This window comes from Nocardia sp. Tas62D01, from assembly GCF_055232035.1.
In genome coordinates this window covers 723493-748141 of record NZ_JBUYUZ010000001.1, presented here as the reverse complement: position 1 = coordinate 748141, position 24649 = coordinate 723493, and the positions used below count along the sequence as shown (strand labels likewise).

At 67.8% G+C, this 24649-nt stretch carries 23 protein-coding genes and 1 pseudogene; 14 read left to right on the top strand and 10 right to left on the bottom strand.

The window, feature by feature from the left end; genetic code table 11:
* The first annotated feature begins 11 nt into the window (after positions 1-11).
* A complete protein-coding gene (locus ACV7NQ_RS03745) occupies positions 12-347 on the top strand; it encodes a hypothetical protein (RefSeq protein WP_463358325.1) in 336 nt (111 codons plus the stop codon).
* Positions 313-813, top strand: a complete 501-nt coding sequence (locus ACV7NQ_RS03740; protein WP_463358324.1) for a hypothetical protein — start codon at positions 313-315, stop codon at positions 811-813. Before ACV7NQ_RS03745 ends, ACV7NQ_RS03740 begins: the two co-directional genes overlap by 35 nt.
* An 11-nt stretch (positions 814-824) precedes the next feature.
* Here the strand turns inward: ACV7NQ_RS03740 and ACV7NQ_RS03735 are convergent, their stop codons facing one another.
* From ACV7NQ_RS03735 to ACV7NQ_RS03720, 4 genes are all read right to left on the bottom strand, one after another.
* On the bottom strand, positions 825-2612 hold the full coding sequence (locus tag ACV7NQ_RS03735) for a hypothetical protein (RefSeq protein ID WP_463358323.1): 1788 nt from the start codon (positions 2610-2612) through the stop codon (positions 825-827).
* Between the two features lie 282 nt (positions 2613-2894).
* The gene (locus ACV7NQ_RS03730) at positions 2895-3323 is read right to left on the bottom strand and encodes a hypothetical protein (RefSeq protein WP_463358322.1); all 429 of its coding nucleotides are present in this window, start codon (positions 3321-3323) and stop codon (positions 2895-2897) included.
* Between the two features lie 25 nt (positions 3324-3348).
* Complete coding sequence (locus tag ACV7NQ_RS03725; RefSeq protein WP_463358321.1) at positions 3349-4134, bottom strand: LLM class flavin-dependent oxidoreductase; 786 nt, start codon at positions 4132-4134, stop codon at positions 3349-3351.
* A 26-nt stretch (positions 4135-4160) separates the two neighbouring features.
* Positions 4161-5057, bottom strand: coding sequence for an SDR family oxidoreductase (locus ACV7NQ_RS03720; RefSeq protein ID WP_463358320.1), 897 nt, complete (start codon positions 5055-5057; stop codon positions 4161-4163).
* Between the two features lie 131 nt (positions 5058-5188).
* On the opposite strand from ACV7NQ_RS03720, the gene ACV7NQ_RS03715 reads away from it, so the two are divergent.
* Positions 5189-5782: a TetR family transcriptional regulator gene (locus tag ACV7NQ_RS03715; RefSeq protein ID WP_463358319.1), complete on the top strand. Its 594-nt coding sequence runs from the start codon at positions 5189-5191 to the stop codon at positions 5780-5782.
* A 673-nt stretch (positions 5783-6455) separates the two neighbouring features.
* Here ACV7NQ_RS03715 and ACV7NQ_RS03710 read toward each other — a convergent pair.
* On the bottom strand, positions 6456-6635 hold the full coding sequence (locus ACV7NQ_RS03710; protein ID WP_463358318.1) for a hypothetical protein: 180 nt from the start codon (positions 6633-6635) through the stop codon (positions 6456-6458).
* On the opposite strand from ACV7NQ_RS03710, the gene ACV7NQ_RS03705 reads away from it, so the two are divergent.
* The 5 genes and pseudogenes from ACV7NQ_RS03705 to ACV7NQ_RS03685 all read left to right on the top strand — a co-directional run.
* Positions 6634-7860 (top strand): cysteine desulfurase family protein, encoded by a 1227-nt coding sequence (locus ACV7NQ_RS03705; RefSeq protein ID WP_463358317.1) that lies wholly within the window; start codon positions 6634-6636, stop codon positions 7858-7860. The two genes, ACV7NQ_RS03710 and ACV7NQ_RS03705, sit on opposite strands and share 2 nt — an antisense overlap.
* 1 nt (position 7861) lies before the next feature.
* Positions 7862-8998, top strand: coding sequence for a tRNA 2-thiouridine(34) synthase MnmA (gene mnmA / locus ACV7NQ_RS03700; protein WP_463358316.1), 1137 nt, complete (start codon positions 7862-7864; stop codon positions 8996-8998).
* 254 nt (positions 8999-9252) lie between these two features.
* Positions 9253-10341 (top strand): methionine synthase, encoded by a 1089-nt coding sequence (locus ACV7NQ_RS03695; RefSeq protein WP_463358315.1) that lies wholly within the window; start codon positions 9253-9255, stop codon positions 10339-10341.
* Positions 10342-10590: 249 nt separating this feature from the next.
* Positions 10591-12708: an NAD-dependent DNA ligase LigA gene (gene ligA / locus ACV7NQ_RS03690; protein ID WP_463358314.1), complete on the top strand. Its 2118-nt coding sequence runs from the start codon at positions 10591-10593 to the stop codon at positions 12706-12708.
* A gap of 165 nt (positions 12709-12873) precedes the next feature.
* Positions 12874-13224, top strand: a pseudogene (locus tag ACV7NQ_RS03685) (S-adenosylmethionine:tRNA ribosyltransferase-isomerase); the annotation flags it as partial.
* Here the strand turns inward: ACV7NQ_RS03685 and ACV7NQ_RS03680 are convergent.
* On the bottom strand, positions 13211-13861 hold the full coding sequence (locus ACV7NQ_RS03680; protein WP_463358313.1) for a hypothetical protein: 651 nt from the start codon (positions 13859-13861) through the stop codon (positions 13211-13213). The pseudogene ACV7NQ_RS03685 and the gene ACV7NQ_RS03680 sit on opposite strands and share 14 nt — an antisense overlap.
* A gap of 241 nt (positions 13862-14102) precedes the next feature.
* Between ACV7NQ_RS03680 and ACV7NQ_RS03675 the strand changes: the two genes are divergently transcribed.
* The 3 genes from ACV7NQ_RS03675 to ACV7NQ_RS03665 all read left to right on the top strand — a co-directional run bounded on the left by ACV7NQ_RS03675 (position 14103) and on the right by ACV7NQ_RS03665 (position 16532).
* A complete protein-coding gene (locus ACV7NQ_RS03675; RefSeq protein ID WP_463358312.1) occupies positions 14103-15329 on the top strand; it encodes an AAA family ATPase in 1227 nt (408 codons plus the stop codon).
* Between the two features lie 251 nt (positions 15330-15580).
* Entirely contained in the window at positions 15581-15910 is a 330-nt protein-coding gene (locus ACV7NQ_RS03670) for a hypothetical protein (RefSeq protein ID WP_463358311.1), read from the top strand.
* Between the two features lie 115 nt (positions 15911-16025).
* A complete protein-coding gene (locus ACV7NQ_RS03665) occupies positions 16026-16532 on the top strand; it encodes a GNAT family N-acetyltransferase (RefSeq protein ID WP_463358310.1) in 507 nt (168 codons plus the stop codon).
* A gap of 123 nt (positions 16533-16655) precedes the next feature.
* Here ACV7NQ_RS03665 and ACV7NQ_RS03660 read toward each other — a convergent pair whose 3' ends face one another.
* Positions 16656-17306 (bottom strand): ACT domain-containing protein, encoded by a 651-nt coding sequence (locus ACV7NQ_RS03660; protein WP_463358309.1) that lies wholly within the window; start codon positions 17304-17306, stop codon positions 16656-16658.
* Positions 17307-17569: 263 nt separating this feature from the next.
* Between ACV7NQ_RS03660 and gatC the strand changes: the two genes are divergently transcribed.
* Both gatC and gatA read left to right on the top strand, forming a co-directional pair.
* Entirely contained in the window at positions 17570-17869 is a 300-nt protein-coding gene (gene gatC / locus ACV7NQ_RS03655) for an Asp-tRNA(Asn)/Glu-tRNA(Gln) amidotransferase subunit GatC (protein ID WP_463358308.1), read from the top strand.
* 156 nt (positions 17870-18025) lie between these two features.
* Complete coding sequence (gatA, locus tag ACV7NQ_RS03650) at positions 18026-19498, top strand: Asp-tRNA(Asn)/Glu-tRNA(Gln) amidotransferase subunit GatA (protein WP_463358307.1); 1473 nt, start codon at positions 18026-18028, stop codon at positions 19496-19498.
* A 334-nt stretch (positions 19499-19832) separates the two neighbouring features.
* Here the strand turns inward: gatA and ACV7NQ_RS03645 are convergent, their stop codons facing one another.
* From ACV7NQ_RS03645 to ACV7NQ_RS03635, 3 genes are read right to left on the bottom strand one after another with little or no spacing between them, the layout of a single operon-like run.
* Positions 19833-20279 (bottom strand): SRPBCC family protein, encoded by a 447-nt coding sequence (locus tag ACV7NQ_RS03645; RefSeq protein WP_463358306.1) that lies wholly within the window; start codon positions 20277-20279, stop codon positions 19833-19835.
* Between the two features lie 47 nt (positions 20280-20326).
* Positions 20327-21970 carry an alpha/beta-hydrolase family protein gene (locus ACV7NQ_RS03640; protein WP_463358305.1) on the bottom strand — a complete coding sequence of 548 codons (1644 nt, stop codon included), beginning with the start codon at positions 21968-21970 and terminating at the stop codon, positions 20327-20329.
* Positions 21967-22836, bottom strand: coding sequence for a hypothetical protein (locus tag ACV7NQ_RS03635; protein WP_463358304.1), 870 nt, complete (start codon positions 22834-22836; stop codon positions 21967-21969). Before ACV7NQ_RS03635 ends, ACV7NQ_RS03640 begins: the two co-directional genes overlap by 4 nt.
* A 167-nt stretch (positions 22837-23003) precedes the next feature.
* On the opposite strand from ACV7NQ_RS03635, the gene ACV7NQ_RS03630 reads away from it, so the two are divergent.
* Positions 23004-24236 (top strand): sensor histidine kinase, encoded by a 1233-nt coding sequence (locus ACV7NQ_RS03630; protein WP_463358303.1) that lies wholly within the window; start codon positions 23004-23006, stop codon positions 24234-24236.
* Positions 24237-24649 lie beyond the last annotated feature (413 nt).

Sequence of the window (24649 nt, the reverse complement as noted above, 5' to 3'; positions counted from 1 at the left end):
TGATGACCGCCATGGGGATGCTGTTCGTGCCGTACTCCGCTTGGGGACATGTGGCGCCGATGCTGTCGGTGGTCGCCGAGTTGACCGCGCGGGGGATGCCGGTGCGGGTGCTCGCGGGGTCAGCGTACGGGACCGCGATCGAGGCCGTTAGGGCGCAGATCGTTCTGCCCGCGCGCGAGCACGACGTGCGGGTCCCGGCCGGATGTGGTCCTGCTGCGTGGGTTGAGCGGGGCCGACTGTGGCATCGGCGCCGAATCGCCTGGGCGACAACGGCGTCGGCGCTCAGGGCCGAGCTGTGCCGCGATCCGCCCGATGTCTGCGTCGTCGATCCGCATAAGTTCGCTTGAATGGCAGGCGATCGTCCTCGGGGACCAAGGGCGGCCCGAGGAGGGATTGGTTCTGCTGCAGCAGGCATGGGCGGCGGTTCCCCTGTTGGCGGACCCCGCCCAGCAACAGCGTTCCTATGTTCTGCTGCGCATGCACCGCGGTCGTTTCCTGCTCGCGCTCGGCCGCGACGCCGAGGCCGAGCCAGACGTCGTGGCTGCCCTGGCCTACTTCGATTCTCGGCCGACTGATGTGCAGAATGCCGCGCGATGCCGTGCGCTGCTCGGCGATATCGCCGCACAGCGCGGAGCCGGGAACGAGGCCCGGACATGGTGGGCGGAAGCGGTCGCGGAATTCACCCGTTACGGCCTGCGGGCCGAGGCCGCGAAGACGCACGACAAGCTCGCCGACCTTGCCGAACGCGATGGTGATGGCGATGAGGCACAGATGCATCGCGAGCAGGCGCGGCGCCTGCGTCCCGAGGGGTAGGCGGTTGCTGTCTAGCTGAGCACGATGACCAGTTCGTAGTGAACGTCGCCGAGCACCATGGTCGCGGAGGGCGCCAGGGTTGTCGCGGTGTGGGCCGCGTCGATCCATGCGCACACCGCCGATGGCAGGGCGTCGATCGGGGCGCCGGGTGCGGTGAGTGTGATGAGTTCGCCCGTGCGGGTCAGCGCGAGGCATGACGATGCGTGGGCGATGGCGGCGACCATGCAGAAAGGGTTGTGGCGCAGGACTTCCCGTAGCCATCCGGTGGGGTCGCCCGCGGCGTCGGCGGGTTTCCCGACGAGCACGTCGGCGCGTTCGCGCAGGGACCGCATGGGGTAGTCGATCGAGCAGGACAGGTGCCCGGAGAAGTCCGAGGGATCGCGTTCGAGGGTGCTGCGGCGGGCCTCGGCGGGACGGCGGGTCAGTCGGATCAGGCGTCGGCTGCTGTCGATGGTCGCGGCGACCTGGTCGGCCACCGAGGTGGGTGGGACCGGACCTGCCGGGGTCGGCAAAATAGGCGACGGTACTTCGGACGGTGGGGGCGTGAGGTCGAGCACCTGGAAGAACAGCGTCCGCAAGCTGGCGAGTGCCCGGCCTGGTTCCGTGGTGACCAGCGCGGCTACTTCGGCGAAGTGTCGGTCGGTGTGGGCGGCGATGGCCGCGTCGAGGTGATGACGGTACGGACCGTGTGCGGGCAGGCGGGCCGCGGTATTGCCGAGCGCGGAGATCGAGGTACCCGCCGGTACGTCGGGGAATGCAGCCAGCAGGGTGGGACGTCCGATCGCTGCGCCATATCCGGTGACCGAGCCGTTGTCCCCGACGACGATGTCGGCAGCGATCAAACCGCTGCGCCAATCGTCGATTTCGGACAGGACGATGAGTCCGGCACGCAGGCAGTCGGCGAACCACACGCCGAGCTGTCCCGGGCCGTGCCGGTGGGAGATGTTCGGATGCAGCGCGGTCGCGACCGCGTACGAGTCGCGAGGCAATTCCGCCAGCAGCGCGCGGAGCAGATCGAATCGCATGCCCAGCGCCGAACTCCGCGACCAGGTGGAGGAGACGTAGACCAGGGTGCGATCACCGATGCGCAGCGCGTCCCGATATCGCGCGCGGAACGGCAGGCTCGCTTCGATCCGGTCGAAGCATGGGTCGCCCGCTACGACGGCCGACGGTACAGCCGCCGGCGTTGCATGAGCGAGCTGGACGAGTTGATCGGTATGGGACAGCACCAAAGCCCGAGCAAACGGTTTGCCTTCGCGCAGAACCCATTCCGGAGACAAACCGAATACGTTCCTGGTTCCTGGTTCCTGGTTCCTGGTTCCTGGTTCCTGGTTCCTGGTTCCTGGTTCCTGGTTCCTGGTTCCTGGTTCCTGGTTCCTGGTTCCTGGTTCCTGGTTCCTGGTTCCTGGTTCCTGGTTCCTGGTTCCTGGTTCCTGGTTCCTGGTTCCTGGTGAGTATTTAGTATATCCGATTCCGTGCGACAGAATCACAAGTGGGGCAACGATTTCCGTGACATCGTCGTGGTGACTCGCGGATATCGCCAGGTCGAAGGGAATGTTCTTGGCTTCTTGCCAGGCGAGGGCAATGATTCCGGTTTCGGTGATCCGCGCGGCAAGTTCGTGGCGAAATGGGTCGGATTCGGTTGCGGTGAAGAAGAGTTGAATGCGTAGGTCGTTGTCGAAGGCCGGAATGATATCGAGCAATCTGCTGAACGTGGTGATGTTGTGGGCGATCAGCAGCACGGCGTGCGTCGCGGGGAGAGTCGTCCACTGTCGAGCCTCGGCATTCAACGGCGCCACGGGATGTCTTTCGATTGCCACATGTCGCCTGTTCTCCTGTACCGCCGATCCGGCTTTACGGTAGCCGATCGTCGCGCGACGGCATCTACGGAACGGCCCGTCTCGGTGGCATCCGTTGTGAGTGAACTGAAGGATCTCCGGTAACGGCGGCGAGGGTGTTGATGTGCTGTTCATACCCACTGTTCGTCCTCCGCGTTTCGCGGCCGGTCGCCGTGTCCAGGCGCGTCGATGGCAGCGGTATCGGCGACCGGCCGGTGCGCCGGTCGCCGATACCCCGTCACGTCAGGCCGGTGACGTGCCGGCCCGGCCGAGATGCCGGAGGAAGAACCGGGCCCCGGTGTCGACTTGGACTCCGGGCATCCGGTTATGCCTGCCCGGGTAGGCGTGCAACGCCTTTTCCTTCGAGGCGCAGGCGTCGAACAACGCCAGGCCGGGTTGGCGGTCGATTTCCTCGTCGTCCCACGCGAGCACGAACTCGACCGGGATGGTGATCTGTCTGGCCGCCTCGGTCAGGGCCTCGTACACGAAGACCGGACCGAAGGCCGCGGCGGTGATCCGGGGTTCGATCGCCCTCAACAGCAGCCCGATCGCGACGCCCAACGTCATGCCCCCGTAGCCGATCGGCGCTTCGCTGCCGATCTCGGGCAGTGCCTGGAGGGCGTCCAGGGTTGCTTGAGTGTGCCGACGTACTCTGCCGCGTTGGTGTCGCACGTCGGCGAGGGTCGAGGCGGGTCCGCTAGATGGCGAAGCCGGGAAGGTTGGTCAGCGCGGGCGCGAGCCGCTCGAGCAGGTCCACGCCGATGGCGAAGTCCCTGTCGGGCTGCGCCATGAGCACAACGTGATCCGCGCCGGCCGACAAGTGTTCCCGGACCTGGGCGACGGCGTGCGCCGGGTTCCCGGCGGCGTCCGCCGGCACGCGCAGCCCGGCGACCAGCAGCTTCTGGGGGCCGAGCACCTTTCTGGCGCGGGCGATGAACTCGGGTGACTGCATGACGGGGATGGCTCCGTCGGCGATCTCTGCGGCCAGTTCGAGCATCTTCGGACCGTTGGCGGCGAGGATCCGCGCGAATGCCGCCGCCGGGGCGGGTGGCTGAGTGGGCCGGTCCATTCGCTGCCGGTAGTCGCGCATTGTCGCGAGGGGCCGGCCGAACTCGCGACCGGCCGCAGCTGCCTGTTCGGGGTAGCCAACTCCGACGCCCAGCACGAAACGGCCTGGATACGCCTGCGCCAGCTGCGCCGCCGCAGCGTGCATTGTCTCGGGCTGCCGCGCCCAGATGTTGGCGATGCCGGTGCCGAATGTCATCCGCTCGGTCGCGGCCAGCAGCACGGCCACCTGCACCAGGGCATCCTTGCCGCCGAGCACCTCGTTGGTCCACGTCGCCCGGTAACCGGTGCGTTCTAGACCCTGCACCGCCGCGCGCTGGATGTCGACGGGCACGGCGTTGCCGAAGGTGACCGGAAGCATGGCGCCGACCGGCCCCAATGCCTGACGAGCCTGATCGACTCTCGTGTCAGCGTTCATCGTTGCCCTCCGTTGTCCGTGGCCTGTCACCTTGCCGAGTACGCGCCTGCGTCGAGGTCTTCGATGAGGGTCGGTCCAGTGGGTGCCCAGCCGAGGAGTTCCCGCGTCGCGGTGCTGGTCGCTGAGAGGTCCATGGCGAAGAAGGTACCGATCCAGCCGAAGTGGTCCTGGACGTCGTCGGAGGCTATAGCGGTGACTGGGAGGTCGAATGCGCGGCCGATCGCCTCCGCGATCTCGCGGGTGGGGACGCCTTCTTCTGCGACGGCGTGCAGGCGGGCGCCTGCGGGTGCCTTCTCGAGGCCGAGGGTGACCAGGCGGCCGGCGTCGCCTCGGTGCACGGCGGCCCAACGGTTGGTCCCGTTACCGGGGTAGCCGGAGACGCCCTTCTGGCGGGCGACCGCGGCGATGGACGCGATGAACCCGTGGTCGCCGGTGCCGTGGACGGTCGGCGCAAAGCGCAGGCTCACGGTATGCACGCCGCGGTCGACGAACTCGAGCGCGAGGTTCTCGCTTCCGCCACGTGGCGAGTCCGGGCCGTGGAACGGGGACGCGTCGGTCTCGGTGGCGGGCCTGCCTTGGGTGAGGGCGGCGACACCTGAGGCGAGCAGGAATGGACGGTCAGTACCAACGAGTGTGTCGCCGATGGTCTGGACTGCGGTTCGCTCGGCCGCGTTCGAGGCGGCCGGGTTGGACCAGTCGTGCTTGTTCGCGAGATGGATGACGGCCTCGGTGTCCTTGGCTCCGGCCCGGATGCTGTCGAGGTCGTCCAGGTCGCCGCGGCGGACGTGGGCCCCCTTCGCCTCCAGGGTCGTGGCGGACGCGTCGGACCTGGCCAGTCCGGTGACCTCGTGGCCCGCAGCGAGCAGTTCGTCGACCACGGCGGAGCCGATCCATCCAGAGGCTCCCGTGACGAAAACGCGCATGACGTGATCTCCTTTGACGCCCGCCACCGGGCGGAGCGATTGATTCGGTGATTGATGTCTGTGACTGACGTCAGCCACAGACATGACCATACGCCTCCAAGTCAGTCGCTGTCATCACTACACTCGACCGCATGGTGCGTTGGGAACCGGGGGCTGCCGAGCGGCTGCAGAAGGCCGCGCTCGATCTGTTCGCCACCCGCGGGTTCGAGCAGACGACCGCCACGGAGATCGCCGAGTCCGTCGGCCTGACGGAGCGGACCTTCTTCCGCCATTTCAGCGACAAGCGCGAGGTCCTCTTCTACGGGCAGCACCTGCTCGTCCAGGCGTTCCTTACTGGCGTGGACACCGCACCACCAGACGCATCCCCGCTCGAGATCGTCGCCTCCGCCCTACAGTCCGCGACGTCCTTCTTCCCTAACGAGCGCCGGCCCCACTCCCGCACGCGACAATCCGTCATCGACCAGAACCCGGCGCTGCAGGAACGCGAGCGGAACAAGCTCGCCAGCCTCGCCACGACAGTCGCCGGCGCCCTCCGCGCACGAGGCGTCGACGAACTTGCCGCCACCCTGGCGGCAGAGTCAGGCACCACCGTGTTCGGGATCGCCTTCACACAATGGATCCGCGAGGACGAACAGCGATCTCTCGCCGACATCGCAGCGGAGGTGCTGCGCGAACTGCTGACCCTGACCGCAAAGGCGACGGCGTCAGGAAGGATCCCGCGATAACACGGACAGGTAACCACAAGAACCCTCGCCGCTTCGCTATCAGCTTGCCGTCCTCGTCATCGAGATAGAAGAACCGCTCCAGCTCCGGCCGGGTCGGCGCCTTCCCGTACGACGCGGCCTACTCATCGGTCGAGAACTTCACTGGCATGGCCGCCGACCGTACGCGGAAACCGCAGGCCAGGGGGCAACTTCACCGAAGGAACCGAACCCCCCAGCCAAGATCAACGGCTTAGCGTTGACCGCTGTACCGATGTTCCCCAAGCCCGGGACCCAGTACAAGCCCGCGCGGCGGGACAGAAAGGTCGGCAGCCACGACGGGCCATTGAAGACCGAGACATCGGGAACGCAGATCCCGGTAGATCCTTGGGTGGTCGAATGGCTCGTGAGCCTGGTGGACGGCCGCGCTGCCGGCAAGTTCGCGAGGTTCGCGGCCAGTCGTTCGGGTGCGCATGTCTCAGAAGGCGCTACGCAACCGCGTCTATGAGGCAGGCTCGGCCATGGGTGGGGAACCGGCCAAGCTCGTCCCTTGAGGGCCGGACGGGAAGATGCGCCAACAGATGGGCTTCCATTCGCTGCGTCATCTGTACGGCTCGTTGCTGGCGGATGGGGCCTGCAGACCGGCGGATGTGACGCGGCGCATGAGGCATAAGAACTACACCACCACCCTCGATGTCTACGCGAACTGGTGGACGGACAGCAGGATGCGGCGCTGACCATCGGGGACGCTCTGCGGCGCGGGCTTCGGGAATACCGGAAGACGGTCAGCGGGTTGCGGATCGTAGGTGAATCGTAGACAGCAGGGCGACACCCCCAAGATGTGCAGGTCAACGCTGGGATAGGCTCTATCGGTCATGATGTCGGTTTTTACGGGTCCGTTCAACGGTGCGCCCCAGACGGTCTACCTCGATCATGCGGCGACCACACCAATGCTGCCTGCCGCGATCGAGGCGATGACGACTGCCCTCGGACTGGCGGGCAACGCGTCATCGCTGCACGGTTCCGGTCGCGCGGCCCGGCGACTGCTGGAGGAAGCGCGCGAGTCGATTGCCGCGAATCTGGGCGCCCGACCCTCCGAGGTGATCTTCACCTCGGGTGGAACCGAGAGCGACAATCTGGCGATCAAGGGCATTTACTGGGCACGCCGCGACGACGATCCGCGGCGGACCCGGATCATCGCGAGCTCGACCGAGCATCACGCGGTCATCGACACCGTCGAATGGCTGGAACAGCACGAGGGCGCGCAGGTGACCTGGTTGCCGGTGGACGCCGACGGTGTGGTGTCGCCGCGCTCGCTGCGTGCCGCGCTCGCCGAATACGTCGACGAGGTCGCGCTGGTCTCCGTCATGTGGGCCAACAACGAGGTCGGCACCATCGCGCCGATCCGTGAATTGGCCGCAGTGGCACAGGAATTCGGCGTGCCCATGCACAGCGACGCCATCCAGGCCGCCGCGCAGCTGTCGATCGATTTCGGCGCCAGCGGTCTTTCGGCGGCCAGTTTCGCCGGGCACAAGGTCGGTGGACCGCACGGTGTCGGAGTGCTGCTGCTGGGCAGGCAGGTGTCGTGCGTGCCGCTGCTGCACGGCGGCGGGCACGAGCGGGATCTGCGCTCCGGCACGTCGGATACCGCGGCGGCGGTTGGGCTGGCCACCGCGCTGCGCGAGACCGTGGCCGAGTTGCCCACGCGCACCATGGAATTGACCGGTCTGCGCGACGATCTGATCGAGCGGATCCGCGACACCGTCCCGGACGCGGTGCTCAACGGTCCCGAGGGCGAGCACCGGTTGCCCGGCAATGTGCACTTCACCTTCCCCGGCTGCGAAGGCGATTCGTTGCTGATGCTGCTGGACGCGGCGGGGATCGAGTGCTCGACCGGGTCGGCCTGCACTGCGGGCGTTGCCACGCCGAGCCATGTGCTGATCGCCATGGGCGTCGAGCCGTGGCAGGCGCGCGGTTCGCTGCGATTTTCATTGGGACACACCTCGACTCGCGCCGACGTGGACGCGTTACTGAAGGTGTTGCCCCAGGTAGTGGAGCGGGCCAGGGCCGCGGGCCTGGCCGGCGCGAAGGGAGGTGTCTGATATGCGAGTACTCGCCGCGATGAGTGGTGGTGTGGATTCGGCGGTAGCGGCGGCACGTGCCCTCGACGCTGGTCACGAAGTGGTCGGCGTGCATCTCGCGCTGTCGGCGACGCCGGGCACGCTGCGCACCGGTTCCCGTGGCTGCTGCTCGAAGGAGGACGCCGGTGATGCCCGGCGGGCCGCCGATGTACTCGGAATCCCGTTCTACGTCTGGGATTTCGCCGATCGCTTCAAGGAAGACGTGATCGACGATTTCGTCGCCGCCTATGCGGCGGGCGAGACGCCGAACCCGTGCCTGCGGTGCAACGAGAAGATCAAGTTCTCCGCGCTCGCCGATCGTGCGGTGGCGCTCGGCTTCGACGCCGTGGTCACCGGGCACTACGCACGACTGGAGGACGGGGTACTGCGGCGCGCGGTCGATGCCGACAAGGACCAGTCCTACGTGCTGGCCGTGCTGACCGCACAACAGCTTTCGCGCGCCATGTTCCCGGTGGGCGACACCCCCAAGCCGCAAATTCGCGCCGAGGCCGCCGAGCGTGGCCTCGCGGTGGCAAACAAGCCGGACAGCCACGACATCTGCTTCATCCCGTCCGGCGATACCCGTGCGTTCCTCGGCGCGAAGATCGGCATCCGCCCCGGTGCGGTCGTCGACGGTGACGGCCAGGTGCTCGCGAATCACGAAGGCGTGCACGGCTTCACGATCGGCCAGCGCAAGGGTCTGGGGTTGCCCGGGCCCGCGGCCGACGGCAAGCCGCGCTATGTCACCGATATTGATCCCGACTCCGGCACCGTGCGGGTCGGCTCGGCCGAGGATCTGCAGGTCTGGGGCGTGCAGGCCGATCGCGCCATCTGGACCTCCGGCGAGGCGCCGGACGGGCCGATCGAATGCGTCGTGCAGGTGCGCGCCCACGGCGGCATGGCACCCGCGGTCGCCGAAGAGGTCGGCGCGGGACTGACGGTGCGGCTGCGTGAGCCGCTGACCGGCGTCGCCCGCGGTCAGGCCATCGTGCTCTACCGCCCGGACGCCGCGGGCGACCAGGTCATCGGCAGTGGCACCATTACCGGCACGGCGCGCGACGAATCGGGCGCGGCTCGCGATGAGTCCAACGCGGTCAGTGGTGCGGGCGCGACGCAGTGACCGCCGTCGGTGCACGGCACGAGAGGCGAGCACCGCTGATGTCCGCCGCCGTGGTGCGCCGCATCGATTCGGGTGCAGCGCTGTGAGTGCCGCGCGTGTTTCGCGGTACGGTGAGCGAAATCGGTTCCTGCACGATGCGATGAGCGGCGCAGGAGCGACACAGTCCACTGCGGGAACGCGCCGCATCTTTTCGTCATCCCGGCGTCTGCGGGGATGCGGCACACGATGAGGCGCGAGCCTCGTACAGAGGTGGCATGGTGAGCGAGATCGCCAGGGAATCGGGCGTAGTCGACGCGAAAGGACCCGACGCGAAAGAACCGCTGCGGATCCGGGGCGGTATCGCGACGGCCGTCGGCTCATGGCCGGGTACCGACCCGCGCGAGGCAGCGGCCACCATTATCGGTGAGCTGCCGGACCTGGCGCATCTCGTGGAATTGCCCGGGCGCGGCGTGGGTTCGGACATGATCGGCCGGGTGTCGGCGCTGCTGGTCGATATGCGATTCGATACCACCACGCGGGGTTACCGACTGGCGCCGCGACCGGGCGCCGCGTCCCGGCGCGCCAATGATCTGCTGCGTTCGGATCTGGACGCGCTCGAAGAAGCCTGGGAGACATCGGGTTCGGCGGGCACCGGCCGCATTGTCAAGGTGCAGGCCACCGGCCCACTCACCCTCGCCGCGCAGGTCGAACTGCCCGGCGGGCATCGCATCCTCACAGATTCCGGTGCGGTGCGCGATCTTTCGGAATCCCTGGCCGAAGGCTTGGCCCAGCACGTGGCCGAGGTGCGCAAGCGGCTCGGCGCGGAAGTGATTCTGCAACTGGACGAACCGTCGTTGACCGATGTGCTGAACGGTTCGCTGCGCGGGGCGAGTGTGCTCAACACCGTGCGCGCCATGCCGGAACCTGAGGCGCTCGCGGTATTGGACGGGGTGATCACCGGCCAGCCCGCACCTGTGCTGCTGCACAGTTGCGCCGAATCGCCCGCGCTGGCGTTGCTGCGTGGCAGCGCGGCGGCCGCGATAGGTTTCGACGTGGCGACGATCGGCACGCCCGACCTTGACAGCATCGGCGAAATACTCGATGCGGGTAAGCAATTGGTGCTCGGCCTGGTGCCGACCACGCCGCCCGCGAAACCGGTCACGTGGCGCGACTTCGCCGAACCCGGTGTCCGCCTGATCGATCGCCTCGGCTTTCCCCGAACCGCGCTCGCCGATCAGGTCGTGGTCAGCCCTGCATGTGGATTGGGAGGCGCTGCGCTGGAGTGGGCCCGCCAAGCACTCCGCTTGTCCGCCGAAGTGGCTCGCGCCTATGCCGAAGAGCCGGATTCGCTCACCTTCGGCTGACCCCGCAGCCCGGACGTCTGCCCGCGAGCAGCGCCAAGTATCGCCGCATTCATCCTCCGTTCTGCACCATCGCGCGCAGATCGTGAGGCCGAGGGGTGCCGGCCGTACATGGCCCGGCCGTGCGCCCACGCTGCCGGCTCGGCTAGCTCCCGGACACACCGGTCGGCAACGCCCACACGGACCGAACCGGGCGGCGACGTGCGGGAACGTGCCGTCGAGATGTCGGTGGGCTCGGCTAATGTGCGTTGGGTGAGTGACAGCGACAGTGCGGCGGTTCCGGCGACGGCAGAGCAGCGGGTGGAGTGGCAGCGGCTCGCGGACGAGGTTCGTGAGCATCAGTTCCGCTACTACGTGCGCGATGCGCCGATCATTACCGACGGCGAGTTCGACACGTTGTTGCGGCAGTTGCAGGCCATGGAGGAGGAGCATCCGGATCTGCGGACTCCGGATTCGCCGACCCAGCTGGTGGGTGGCGGGTTCGCCACGGATTTCACCGCCGTCGACCACCTCGAGCGGATGCTGTCGCTGGACAATGTGTTCGATTTCGACGAGCTGCGCACCTGGGCGAGCCGGGTGGAGGCCGAGACCGGGCCGAACCTGCACTACCTGTGCGAAGTGAAGATCGACGGTGTCGCGCTGAACCTCGTCTACGAGAAAGGGCGCCTGGTGCGCGGCGCGACCCGCGGCGATGGGCGCACCGGCGAGGACGTCACCCTCAATGCCCGCACCATCGAGGACATTCCGGGCGAGCTGAAGCCCAGCGACGAGTTCCCGATCCCGGACCTGCTGGAGGTCCGCGGCGAGGTGTACTTCCGGCTCGAGGACTTCGAGACGCTCAATGCCACCATTGTCGCGGAAGGCAAACCGCCGTACGCGAATCCGCGCAACACCGCGGCGGGCTCGCTGCGGCAGAAAGATCCCTCGGTGACCGCGCGGCGCAGGCTGCGGATGATCTGTCACGGCTTCGGGCGCATCGAGGGATACACCCCGACCGCGCAGTACGAGGCGTACCGCGCGCTCGCCGCATGGGGGCTGCCGGTGTCCGAGCACACCAGGCGGGTGCAGGGCATCGACGCCGTGATCGAGCGCGTCGCCTACTGGGGCGAGCATCGCCACGATATCGAGCACGAGATCGACGGACAGGTGATCAAGGTCGACGAGAGGGCGTTGCAACGCCGCCTGGGTTCCACCTCGCGGGCGCCGCGCTGGGCGATCGCCTACAAGTACCCGCCCGAAGAGGCCACGACCAAGCTGCTGAACATCGAGGTGAATGTCGGCCGCACCGGCCGCGTCACCCCGTTCGCGGTGATGGAGCCGGTGTTCATCGCGGGTTCCACGGTCGCGATGGCGACGCTGCACAATGCCTCGGAGGTCAAGCGCAAGGGTGTGCTGATCGGCGATACCGTCACCATCCGCAAGGCGGGTGACGTGATCCCCGAGGTGCTCGGCCCGGTGGTGGACGCGCGGACCGGCGACGAACGCGAGTTCGTGATGCCGACGCACTGCCCGGAGTGCGGGACCGAACTGGCGCCGGCGAAGGAGGGCGACGCCGATATCCGCTGCCCGAATCAGCGGTTCTGCCCGGCGCAGCTGCGGGAGCGGGTGTTCCACGTCGCCGGACGCGGTGCGTTCGACATCGAGTCGCTCGGCTACGAGGCCGCGATCGACCTGCTCAAATCCGGTGCGATCACCGATGAGGGCGACCTGTTCGACCTCACCGAGGAACGGCTGCTCACCACGACTTTGTTCGCCAACAAGGACCGCAGCCTTTCCGCCAACGGCAAGCGACTGCTGGAGAACCTGGCCGCCGCCAAGGACCGCCCACTGTGGCGCGGGCTGGTCGGCCTGTCGATCCGGCACGTCGGGCCCACTGCGGCGCGCGCGCTGGCCTCGGAATTCGGCAGCATGGAGCGGATCCAGGAGGCGTCGGCGGAGGAGCTCGGCGCTGCCGACGGCGTCGGCCCGACGATCGCCACGGCGGCGGCGGAATGGTTCACTGTCGACTGGCATCGCGCGATCGTCGACAAATGGCGTGCCGCGGGCGTACGGATGGAAGACGAACGCGACGACTCCATCAAGCGCACGCTGGAGGGTTTGTCGATCGTGGTGACCGGTTCGCTGCAAGGCTTTTCGCGCGACGGCGCCAAGGAGGCCATCCTGGCGCGCGGCGGCAAGGCGTCCGGCTCGGTCTCGAAGAAGACCGCCTTCGTGGTCATCGGCGATTCGCCGGGGACGAAGGCCGCCAAGGCGGAGGAGTTGGGTGTGCCGATTCTGGACGAGGACGGGTTCCGGTTGCTGCTGGAGGCGGGACCGGCGGCGGTGACGCCAGAGGCGGTCGAGGAGGACAGGGCGGCGGAGGACGAGTAGGACACGTCGGTCGGTCGCGCGCGGTGACGATCGGGGGAGGGCCGGGCGAACCGGTACGGGGGTCCATGGCGACCTGACCGCCGGATGCGCGGCGAGGGATTCGAGGTACGGGGGTTCGATCTGTGCATATCGGCCGCATCGTCGTGCGATCTCCAAGGGGAGCTGGTGACGGCGGCGACGGCTCGCCTGGTGAACGACACCAGAGCGGCGGGCGGCCGCATCATCGCGGTCGGCACCACGGTGACGAGAGCGCTGGAAACCACCGCCGATCACACCGGAAGGGTGCACCCCGCCCAAGGTTGGACCAATCTGGTCCTCGGCCCCGATCGCCCCGCTCGAACGGTGGAGGCGATTATCACCGGTTGGCACGCCCCCGGCGCCTCGCACCTGGACCTACTCGTCGCGGTAGCAGGCAAACCCACCGTCGACGCGGCATATGCCACCGCCCTCGACACCGGCTACCTCTGGCACGAATTCGGCGACAGCGCCCTGCTTTTCGGCGCTAGGAAGGTCTGACGGTGACGGTGGCGTCGAGCTGGCCGTCGATTTCGACCCGCCCGCACTGGCCGTTACTCAGGTTGAGGTGGCGCGTCGCGGTCTTGGTCTTGGAGGTCTTGATGGTGGCATCGACGATCACGTTGACCGGTCCCACCGAGCACACCTTCGAGATCGCGGGCGAGCCATTGAAACTCGCCGTGCCGCCACCCTGGCAGGTGTTCGTCTCGTTATTGAAGAAGATCCGCGCCGTACCATCCGGGCAGGGCGCTTCGGCGCTGGCCTGAGGACCGACGACAACCATCGACCCCATGGCGATGGCGGCCACAATGGAGCTTCGGACTACAAGGCGCTGAACCGTCAGTTCCATTGTTACCATCCGTTCAAGGGCTTCACAGCTGTAGCGCCACATGAGCAACCGTGGCGTCAGCATGTTAACGTGCCACGCAAACCCCCGCACAACGAATTCGCCCCATACCCAGTTCAGCGCCGGTTCACGGGTCGCCGCGGGCCCCGCCGGAAACAGGAGATCGTCGACGGGCAGGGTCGTTTCCGCATAGCGCACCGGAATGCGGTCGCCCGGAAGGTATTCCGTCCGCGTCCGGTAGCCGGTCGGTGTCGGCTCGGTGTGCTCGAAAACCACGTCTTTCGTGACCACCCAGTACACCGCGTATCCAGCGCGAACGTAAAGCTTGGCCTTTGTGCCGAGGTCGGGGCGGTGAGCTATCCGATCGTCGACATTTCCGCTGGTAGATGGTGCGAGTAGGGTGTTGTCCACAGGCGCTTGGTCAAGCGTCGGTGTGCCGGTCGGCGATTCGGTGGGTGCGGGGTTGGGTGGTGGCGGTGTCGCGGGGTGGTGGGGGAGACGACAGGATGGCGGGATGCTGCGGAGTTTTCAGGTGACGAACCATAGATCGCTGGCGGATCGGCAGGAGTTGCGGTTGAGCCGGGGGAGCGGGCCGGTGGCGGTGCCGGTGACGGCGGTGCACGGTGCGACCGCCGCGGGTAAGACGAGCCTGATCGACGCGCTGGGGCAGATGCGGGATGCGGTGTTGAATTCGGTGACCGGGTGGGACCCCTATGCGGGGCCGGTGCGGTCGCCGCATCTCGGGTTTCCGGATCGGCCTTCGGAATTCGTGACGGGTTTCGTCGCCGAGGGTGTGCCGTATACGTATGGCTTCCAGTTGGACAATGCCGATGTCACGGCGGAATGGTTGCATGCGCATCCGCGGTCGCGGAAGCGAATCGTGTTCGAGCGCAACGGAGAACAGATCAAGATCGGTCCGATGTTCGAGGCCGCGCGGTATGGGATCGCGGCGCTGATTCCGCTGGTGCGCCCCAACGCGTTGCTGCTCAGCCTCGCCGGGCAGATGTATGCCGAGTCGCTGGTGCCCGCCTACCGGTGGTTCTCGTCGATGCTCGAGGTGCAGCACGGTCGGACGGAGGCAACCGCGGTCGCGCATCGGCTCGGCAGCCACGTGTCGGCCTCACCGGATAATGCGGCGCGGCTGCTCATGCTGTTGCGTACCGCCGAGCTGGGCATCACCGATCTGCTGATCGCCGAAAACGATCCGCTGTACGCCGACTACCTCCGGGAACTCGACCGCGATATCGCGGCGACCGCCAAGCAGGTCGAGCTGTGCGCGTCCTCACCCGCGCACGCCGACAACCTGTTGCGGGAGAACGGCATTACCGCGATCGTGCTCGATCGCGAGCTGAGCAACCTGAAGGCCGCACGCGACGCCCTGTACACCCGCATGGTGGCCCGCCGCGGCGTCGGCCTGAGCCTGGTGCACACGGGCATCGACGCCCCCTTCGATATCGCGGACGAATCCACCGCCACGCTGTCGCTGTTGCGCCTGTTGCCGACCATGCTCGACGCACTCGACTCCGGCCGCGTGCTCGCGATCGACGACATCGACGCCAATCTCCCCACCGAGGAGACCGACCGCCTCATCCAGCTCTTCCAGAACCCCGAAACCAATTCCCGTGGCGCACAACTGATCTTCACCACGAACAACCGCGCCCTGATCGACCGAGGCAACGGCCGCTCGCAACGCACCCGCACCGCCGTCTGGCAGGTCCGCCGCACCGACAACGGCGCCAGCGAGCTAGCGGCGCTGTAGCTCCATACGCCGGATGGACCGCCGCGCTGCCTCATCGGTTGCCAATTATCGCCGAACGATGCAGCAGCGGTGGTCGTGGATCGCTGACCGCACGAAGCAGCAGCGGTGGCCATGGAACGCCGACCGCAACGGAAGCGGCAGCGGTGGGCAGGGAGCAGCAAGCTCACGTTCTGGTCGCACGTGGCGAACGCCGAGGTCGGCGCGGCCGTGGCGTGATCGTTCCTCGCGCCGGAACCAATAGCATGGTGGACATGCTGCAGTTCGGGATGCTTCTGATCATGGTCGCCGCGCTGGTGGGGTTGATCATGGTCTACGTGCGTGGGCGCCGAGGGTTCCAACCGGCGCAGCCGGAAACGGGCTCGCTCTACCTCACTGGGGTGAGCCCGCGCCCCGATGCCGAGGGCGAGCAGTTCGTTACCATCACCGGCAACCTCACGGGGCCCTCGGTGCCGGGCATCGTGGTGTACGGCCGTTTCGCCTGGGACGTGAACGCCTGGCCCGCCATCGGCGACTACATCACCGTCATCTACCCACCCGGCAAACCGGAGCGCTTCCAGGTCACCGTTCCCAGTGCGGGCTGAACCCGCCGAGCGGAACATGGCCGTGGCAAACGTCGAGTAGGCCCTCGGCCATGTCCCGCTCGCGCCGGTCGGCTGTGACGTGGGGCTCTTCGGGGTGGATGGCAGGATGCCGGGTATGGGTGTGAAGGACTCTGGGGTCGTTGTCCGGGATGCTCGGCCGGACGAGTACGACGCGGTGGGCGAGCTGACCGTCGAGGTCTATGTCGGCGAGGGGTATGTGGATCCTGCGAGTCCGTACAAGGCGGAGCTTGCCGACATCACGCATCGTGCGGCCGAGGCGCAGGTGTTGGTGGCGGTGCACGGTGACCGGGTGGTGGGGTCGCTGACGGTGGCCCGGCCCGGCACGCCGTACGCGGGGATCGCCCGACCGGGTGAGCTGGAGTTCCGGATGCTCGCGGTTGCGAAGACGGCGCGCGGACTCGGCGCGGGAACGGCGTTGGTGCGCACCGTGATCGAGATGGCGACCGCGGAATCCCTTGCCGCGGTGGTCCTTACGACCATGCCCGCCATGGTCGACGCCCGGCGGATCTACGACCGCTTCGGCTTTGTACCAGTGCCGGAACGGGATTGGCGCACAGAGGCAGGCGAGTTGCTAACCGTCCTCAGCCTTCGACTTGCCTGACCCAGCACGATGCCCAGCCGGGGGACGCAACAACGGCCCGAACCCGGCCAGGCACTCGACGCAGGACCTTCGTGCAACTCGCGCGGCACTCGACCTGCATGGCCTGAGACGCGGAGAGACGGACTAGCCCAAAACCGTTGCGACGATTCCGGCGAGGTAGCCGAGTCGTGCTACCTCCGACGGGCGGAAGTCGGGGCCGCCGGGTCGGCCGAGCAGCAGCACCTTGCCGGTATTGCCCAGCGGTGCCGCAGCCAGCTTGGTGTCCATGTCGTTCCAGATCTGCGGTACCCACTCGGCCTCGGGATCCAGGACCGCGGGCTTCTCCAGTGGCATCCACGGCGCCGAAGCCGCTTGTGTCTCCGGCGCACTCGGGCTGCCGACCACCCGGTAGGCGCCCTGCGGGCCCATGTCGATGATGGTGCTCCAGCCGACCCGCAGCACCCGGGGCACGCCGTCGACGAGCACCTGCAGCCGGTCGTCGCGGGCGCTGGCGACCTGGTCGATGAGTTCGAGTTCGCGGTGGGTGTCCAGCACGCCGGAGTACGGGCGGATGGAATCCACGCGCACGTCGCCGATCGATTCGGCCGCGGTGATCAACGTGTCGGGTAGCGCGCCCTGCGGTACCTCCACGACGAGGTCGTCGACCGCGAAGCCCGCGCCGCGTTCCACCACATCCAGCGAGAGAATATCGGCGCCGACGGAACCCAGCGCGAGCGCGAGCGCACCGAGGCTTCCCGGTCGATCCGGAAGTTGCACGCGGAGCAGGTACGACACGCGCGTTCCTTTCCTTGGCGGCCGAGGCTATGTACACGCATACCCGGTTCTCGCAATACTTACACCCCCGAGTCCCGGTTATCGACTCGAAGTAGCGCCAGTGATGGATGTCACTCGGTAATTTCACGCGAACACAGCGTGTCACGCTATTACTCGGGGTGTGTCGTCGCGCGCCCGGCTCCTGTGAAAGTGAGCTCCCGGCGAGTCGCTAGGCTGTGCGTGGCCGATTCACCATGCTCAACCATGCCGAAAGGGGTTCCGCGGTGCCCGCCATCTCCCGCGACGAGGTCGCACACCTTGCCCGGCTGTCCAGGCTCGCCCTGTCCGAGTCCGAACTCGATCAGTTCGCCGGTCAGTTGGATTCGATCCTGAGCCACGTGCGGACCATCTCCGAGGTTGCCGCAGCCGATGTTCCCCCCACCTCCTCGCCGAACCCGGCGACGAATGTCACGCGGCCAGACGAGGTCGTGCCCTGCTTGACCCCGGAGCAGGCGCTGTCCGGCGCGCCCGCGGTCGAAGAGCAGCGGTTCCTGGTGCCGCAGATTCTGGGAGAGGGCGAATGAGCGAGCGCAGCGAGCGAACGATAGACACAGCCGAGCGGTCGCTCGTGACGGCGCCGAGCGTTAGCGAGGTGTCGGCATGAGCGAGCGCAGCGAGCGAACAATAGACACAGCCGAGCGGTCGCTCGTGACGGCGCCGAGCGTTAGCGAGGTGTCGGCATGAGCGACCTGACCACCCTGTCGGCCGCCGAGCTGGCCGACAAGATCCACGGTCGCGAGGTGTCCTCGGTGGAGGTCACCCAGGCCCATCTGGACCGGATCGCGACGGCGGACGGTGAGATCAACGCGTTCCTGCACGTCGCGGGGGAGCAGGCACTGGCCACCGCGGCCGGAGTGGATGCCGCGCTGGCCGCTGGCGGTGCGGCCGCGTCGCCGCTGGCCGGAGTTCCGTTGGCGCTCAAGGACGTTTTCACCACCACGGATATGCCGACCACCTGTGGCTCGAAAATACTCGAGGGCTGGGTGTCGCCGTACGACGCGACGGTGACCACGCGGCTGCGCGACGCGGGCATCCCGATCCTCGGCAAGACCAATATGGACGAGTTCGCGATGGGTTCCTCCACCGAGAACTCAGCCTACGGCCCGACCCGAAACCCGTGGGATACCAGTCGGATTCCCGGTGGCTCCGGCGGTGGTTCGGCGGCTGCACTCGCGTCGAACCAGGCGCCGCTCGCCATCGGTACCGACACCGGCGGTTCCATCCGTCAGCCCGCCGCGGTGACGGCCACCGTCGGCACCAAGCCGACCTACGGCACGGTGTCGCGCTACGGCCTGGTCGCGTGTGCGTCGTCGCTGGATCAGGGTGGCCCGTGTGGGCGCACGGTGCTGGATACCGCACTGCTGCATGAGGTGATCGCCGGATACGACCCGCGCGACTCCACCTCGCGGAAGGTGCCGGTGCCGCCGGTGGTCGCCGCGGCTCGCGAAGGCGCGAAGGGCGATCTGCGCGGGCTGAAAGTCGGTGTGGTGAAGGAACTTCACTCCGACAGCTACCAGCCGGGCGTGCTCGCCTCGTTCGATACCGCGGTCACCGTGCTCAAAGAGTTGGGCGCGGAGGTCGTCGAGGTGTCGTGCCCGCACTTCGAGTACGCGCTGTCGGCGTATTACCTGGTGATGCCCAGTGAGGTGTCGTCGAACCTGGCCCGCTTCGACGCCATGCGCTACGGCCTGCGCGTCGGTGACGACGGTCAGCACAGCGCCGAGCAGGTGATGGCCGCGACCAGGGCCGCCGGATTCGGTCCGGAAGTCAAGCGCCGCATCATGATCGGCACCTACGCGCTGTCGGCGGGTTACTACGACGCCTACTACGGCCAGGCTCTGAAGGTGCGTACGCTGATCGCGCGCGACTTCGACAACGCCTACGAGAAGGTCGACGTGCTCGTCTCGCCGACCAGCCCGTTCACCCCGTGGAAGCTGGGTGAGAAGGTGGACGATCCGCTGGCCATGTACCTGTCGGACCTGTGCACCCTGCCCACCAACCTCGCCGGACACCCGGCCATGTCGGTGCCGTCCGGGTTGAGCAAGGACGACGGCATGCCGGTCGGCCTCCAGATCATGGCGCCCGCGCTGGCCGACGATCGGCTGTACCGCGTGGGTGCGGCATACGAGGCGGCGCGCGGACCGATCGCCTGACCTGAATGGTCGGAAGAGTTGACGGGCGCTGCGTCTTCCGGTGCGGCCTGCGCCCACTCGGAGTCCGCGTCGGTCTCCGGCGGCGTTGCGGTGGGATCCGGATAGTCCGGCATACCGAGGATGGCCGTGCGGAGTTCGTCGTAGGTGGGCAGCGCGGTGCCCAACCGCATGCTTGACTTCGCCCAGTCGGTGTCGAAACCGGCGAGGTCAGCGAATGCAACGTCGAAGTCGACCACCGCGTCGTATTCGCCGGAGGTCCGGATCCACTGGTTGACCGCGTCACGCTTGGCCGCGGCGGTGGCCGAGTAGACGGCGGCCGTCGCGTCGGCGCGAGTCAGTGGGTGCGGAGGGATTCGGATTGCCGGCGGATGCCTGCGGTCATGCCGGCGAAGCCGCGCTCGAGGGCTTTGCCGAGCAGGGCCGTTACTACGGGCTGGAGCCGGCCTGCGAGTTCGAAGTGGGATTCATAACGGGTGCGATCGGGGCCGAGCGCGGTGACCGTATGCGAGCGCTGGCTGTGCAGAGCGCCGAGGGGGACCGGCTTCATGGCGTAGCTGAGTTCGTGGCCCGGGGTGTGGGTGCGGACCCACTCGCGTTGGCGTCGGGGGGTGGAGCCCACCAGTTTGACGAGCATGTCGATCGGCTCGCCCGGGACGAGCGAGCTGCGGCATTCGACGCAGAAGGGATTCCACTCGCCGTAGCGGGGGAAATCGGTGATCACCTGCCATACCAGCTCGACGGGGGCGTCGATGTCGACGGTGGCGTCGATGACGAAGGTCATGGGAGCAAACTAGAACATGTTTCAGCGCCGGGCAAGGAGCGGGGCCGTCAGCAGGTGCCGAGGGCGGTGCCCTGGTCGGTGCCGTACCGGTGACCGTGACCCGGCGGGGCATTCAGTGCGCCCAGCAGATCGGTACTGGCCTGCAGGAAGCTGACCACCGGAAGCCATTGGGGGACAGGGGCGTCCACTCGAACGCCGGTGAGGTCGGGGCCGTGCCACAGCAGTGACGGTGACCAGTGGACCACCGGGTCGGAGCTGTTGGCCAGTACGGTCGCGCCGGCGCGGTGGACCTGGCCCGCCGGTGGGCCCGCCCAGAGGGCGGCGCAGGTGCGGCGGTCCTGATCGGCGTTGTCGGTGAAAACCGAGCTGCCGCCGAGGGCGCCGAGGCTCTGGCCATAGATGTATAGCTTGGGCCTGTGGTCCAAGCCGCGGATGCGGTTCTCGACGGCGGTGAACAGTGCCCGCGCGTAGGCCACCGCGTCGTCGCGGCCGAACAGGAACGTGGCCCAGCTGGGGGCGTAGGAGTACTGCATGCCGACGAGGGTGACATCGCCGCCGAAGCGTTGGTAGAAACCGGTGACTGCATTGGCGTCGATCCAGCCCGACCCGGTCGGAATCGCGACCACGATATTGGAACGGTCGAATCCGCCCGAACGCTCCAACTCCCGAATCGCGAGCGCCACCCGGGAGTCGAGGTCGGGCGCGGAATCCAGGCCGACGTAGACCCGCACCGGACCGGCGGGCGAACCGCTGACGAACTTGCGACCCTCCGCTCCCAGAGACGGCCAGCTGACCGCGGATTCGGCGCTGCCGGACCGGAGGAACGAAACCGGTCGCACCAGACTGGGATCGATCGTCGCATTGGCCGTGGCGTAGGCGTCGCGGCGCCAATCGACCACCGCGGGAACGCCGACGAGATACAGCGCAGCCGCCGCGACCGTCGCGACCGCGATGCTGCGCGACGACCCCAGCGAGCGCACCACCCAACCCACGCCGCGAGCGATCCCGGCGAACACCCCGACAACCAGCACGACACCGATCGCGCAGCGCAACCAGTAGTCTGCTCCGGTAGGCGGCCTACCCATCGCTGCACGCAGCCCGTTCTGCCAGTGACCCGCCTGCGCGGCTGCGCCGACGATCGAGACTCCGGTCAGGCCCAGCAATGGCAGCCGCCAGCGTGCCAGCCGCCGATCGAGATCGAAGTCCCAGCGCCCCAACAGGAATCGAACCACGGCCGCGATGCCCGATGTCATCGCGACGAGTAGCCCGGTCAGTACCGCCTGGGTTGTCGGCGTGCGCGGAAGCAACCCGGGAGCCAACGACATGAGCGTGCCGATCCCGATGCCGAGCGTCGTGCCTATCCGGGGCTGTAGCATCCGGTGAAAGGTATTGGTAGTGAACAGTTTCCAGTAATCGACCTGGTTCTGCGGCATCGGTGCCCGCGATTCACAGTCGATCACGTCATCCGTCGCGGAACCGTTGACCCGAGATTCGACTGTCGAGTGGATCGGCACGCTGATTGCGGTCTCCGGTGACGGTCTGTGTGTGCTGGGAGCGGCACGTAGCGCGCCGATGTTAGTCGCTGCGATCGCCGACGCGTCGTTCATGTTCTGCGCGAACGTGGCGTCCGTGGTCTCGGGTGCCGAGCGAGTTGGCGCGGACGCTGGGTCGCGCGTGGTGAGGTTGGTCATCGTTGAACACCCAGTGCGTCAGTCTGTTTGAGCGATGTGCGGCGAGTCGTTGTCGCGGGTGCACCGTCGCCGAACGTGCGGTGCGCACCACCGGCGGTCCGGGCGTCGCTGCGGCCGAGGGTGGGGAAGGCGCCCGCGAACGCGGCGAAACCGGCGGCGAGGCCGAGGATGCCGCCGCCGACGATCAGCGACAGCCAACCGCTGAAGCCGCGCTCGGCATCGGAATCTGCTGCGCCCAAGAGTGATTCGGTCACCGGCACGCCGTAGTCCTGTCGCCGGGAGTTGATATCGACGAAGGTCGCTGCGATGGTGGCCATCGTGTTGCAGCGGGCGCGGGAGAGGGTGTCCTCGCGGGCGACGCAGGATTCGTGCATGTGCTGGCCGAGGGTGGTGTCGAGGGCCTGACGGGCCCACGGACCGAGGGGTTCGCCGTGCTGGCCCGCGTAGCGCAGGAGATCGTATCCGAGGTCGTGGGCCTTGCAGGCGGTCTCGAATTCGACGGGCAGGGTGACCGGCGACGAGCAATCGCCCATCGGGTTGGCCAGCAGGCGGTCGACGATGTCGGGTTGGTAGCCGAATGTGGCGGCGAAGTCATCGGGGATGGCGGCGGCCGAGCCGGGACCGCCCGCGGCCAGGTCCGCCACCGCGGCGCCCGCGGAGATGTTTTCCACCGGGGTTCGATTCGCCGTGGCGGCGTGCGTCGCCGGTGCCGGGACGACGGTGGCTGCCATGGTGGTCAGCGCCGCCGCCGTCAATGCCGCGGACCGCCGCAAGCCCGTGGAGCGCGTGGATGATAGGGGGCGTAGGTCGTCGGTGGCGGCCGCTGACTTGGCGCCGGCCTGCCGTTCGGTGGTCGGTGTGCTCATGATCGATGACGCTATGAATTGGCCGCGCCGCGGCGCCTCCTGCCGGGGTGCGGTTCCCTGGCGGTGCCGCCGGGTGAGCGGCGCCGACGGCTACCCCTCGGGTACTGGTGCGAATTCACCCGTGGGTATGAGGACCGCGGCAGGGTCGGGTTCCTACTGTCGTAGTCATGAAGCAGAAACGCGCTGCCGCGAGCAGCCTGATGAACGCTCGGATGTGGTTCGACGTGTTCACGGTGCTCGTCGCGCTCGTCTTCTACGCGGTGGCGTGGCCGACCCTGCACATCACGCACGCGGTGCCAGTGGCGGTGCAGCCCTTCATCGCCGCGCTCGCCGCTTTCCCGATCCTGCTGATCCGGATCAATCCGGCGCTCGGCTGGGCGATCTCGGCGGGGTCCGCGCTGATCATCGCGCTGGCGATACCGCATCAGCCGCACAGCGAGATCCCCATCCAGGTCGTGCACATCCTGTGCCTTTTCGCGTTGTTGTTCGCCGTGGCGGTGCGCGCGGCGGTGCCGATCATCGCCGTCGCATGGGGCGCGACTTCGCTGCTGCTGGCCACCACCATGTCCGGCGACGGGGGCGATCTCGCGAGCTCGGCCTGGGGTTGGCCGATCGCGCTTGCCGCCGTGGTGCTGCTCGCGTTGCTGGTGCGCTGGTTGGTGCAGTCGCGCCAGCAGTTGCTGCGCAAGGAGGAGGAGAACGAGCTGGAGCGGGCCCGTCGCGCCATCCTGGAGGAGAAGGCCCGCATCGCCCGCGACCTGCACGATGTGGTGGCCCACCACATGTCGCTGGTGGTGGTGCAGGCGCAGACCGCGCCGTACCGGGTCGAGGGTGTGACGCCGGCCGCGAGGGCGGAATTCGAATCCATCGGCGCCACCGCGCGCGAGGCGTTGAACGAGATCCGCGGCATGCTCGGCGTGCTGCGCAGCGACGGTCAGCTGCCAGAACACGCGCCGCAACCGAAGGCCGCGGACGTGCTGAGTCTGTTCGAGGGCGCGCGCCGGGCGGGTGTGCGGATCGACTGGACGATCGACGGCCCGCTGGACGCGGTCCCCGAGACCACCGGCCTCGCGCTGTACCGAATCGTGCAGGAGTCGTTGTCGAACACGTCCAGGCACGCACCCGGCGCACCGGTTCAGGTGGAGATCAGGTGCGGCGTCGAGCTGCAACTGCGGGTCGGCAACGACCCCGGCGCGGTCGCGGCCGGGCAGGGCGACAACGGTGGCCACGGCGTCGCCGGAATGCGTGCCAGGGCGCTGGCGGCGGGCGGCGAGGTGAGCGCGGCACCACGTGCCGACGGCGGTTTCGAGGTGCTGGCCCGGCTGCCACTGAGCCCGACGGTCGAACTGTCACTCGATCCGGCCGCCGCACTCGGCTCCGTCGCCGACAAGGTGACCTGAGGGCGATACCACGAGGCCGGCTGCATCTAAAGCGAGCTGCTGATGGCCTCGGCACGACCGGCCGACCGCGACAAAACGGCCTGCCGGCGGGCGTCTCGGATTCCTCGAAGCGGCCGAGGCAGAAAGGAACTCGAATCATCCGGGTATATCGTCGGCTCGTGCCTTATACGTGTTCCATGCGCTGACGCGGCAGCGGGTTCATCGGCGAGTCAGCACACCCGCCGGAAGCGAAATATCATGGCGGACGACGGAATCCAGCCAGCCCATCGTTTCTACGCCGAGTCGTCGTCGAATCGTTGCCCGCCAATGCATCCACGATTGTGTGGGCATCACCCACCAACGCCGACATTAGCGTATCGCGGGCGGCTTAATCGTCCCCGGCGATCGCTGGTTTTCCCGGGTCGTCGTAATCA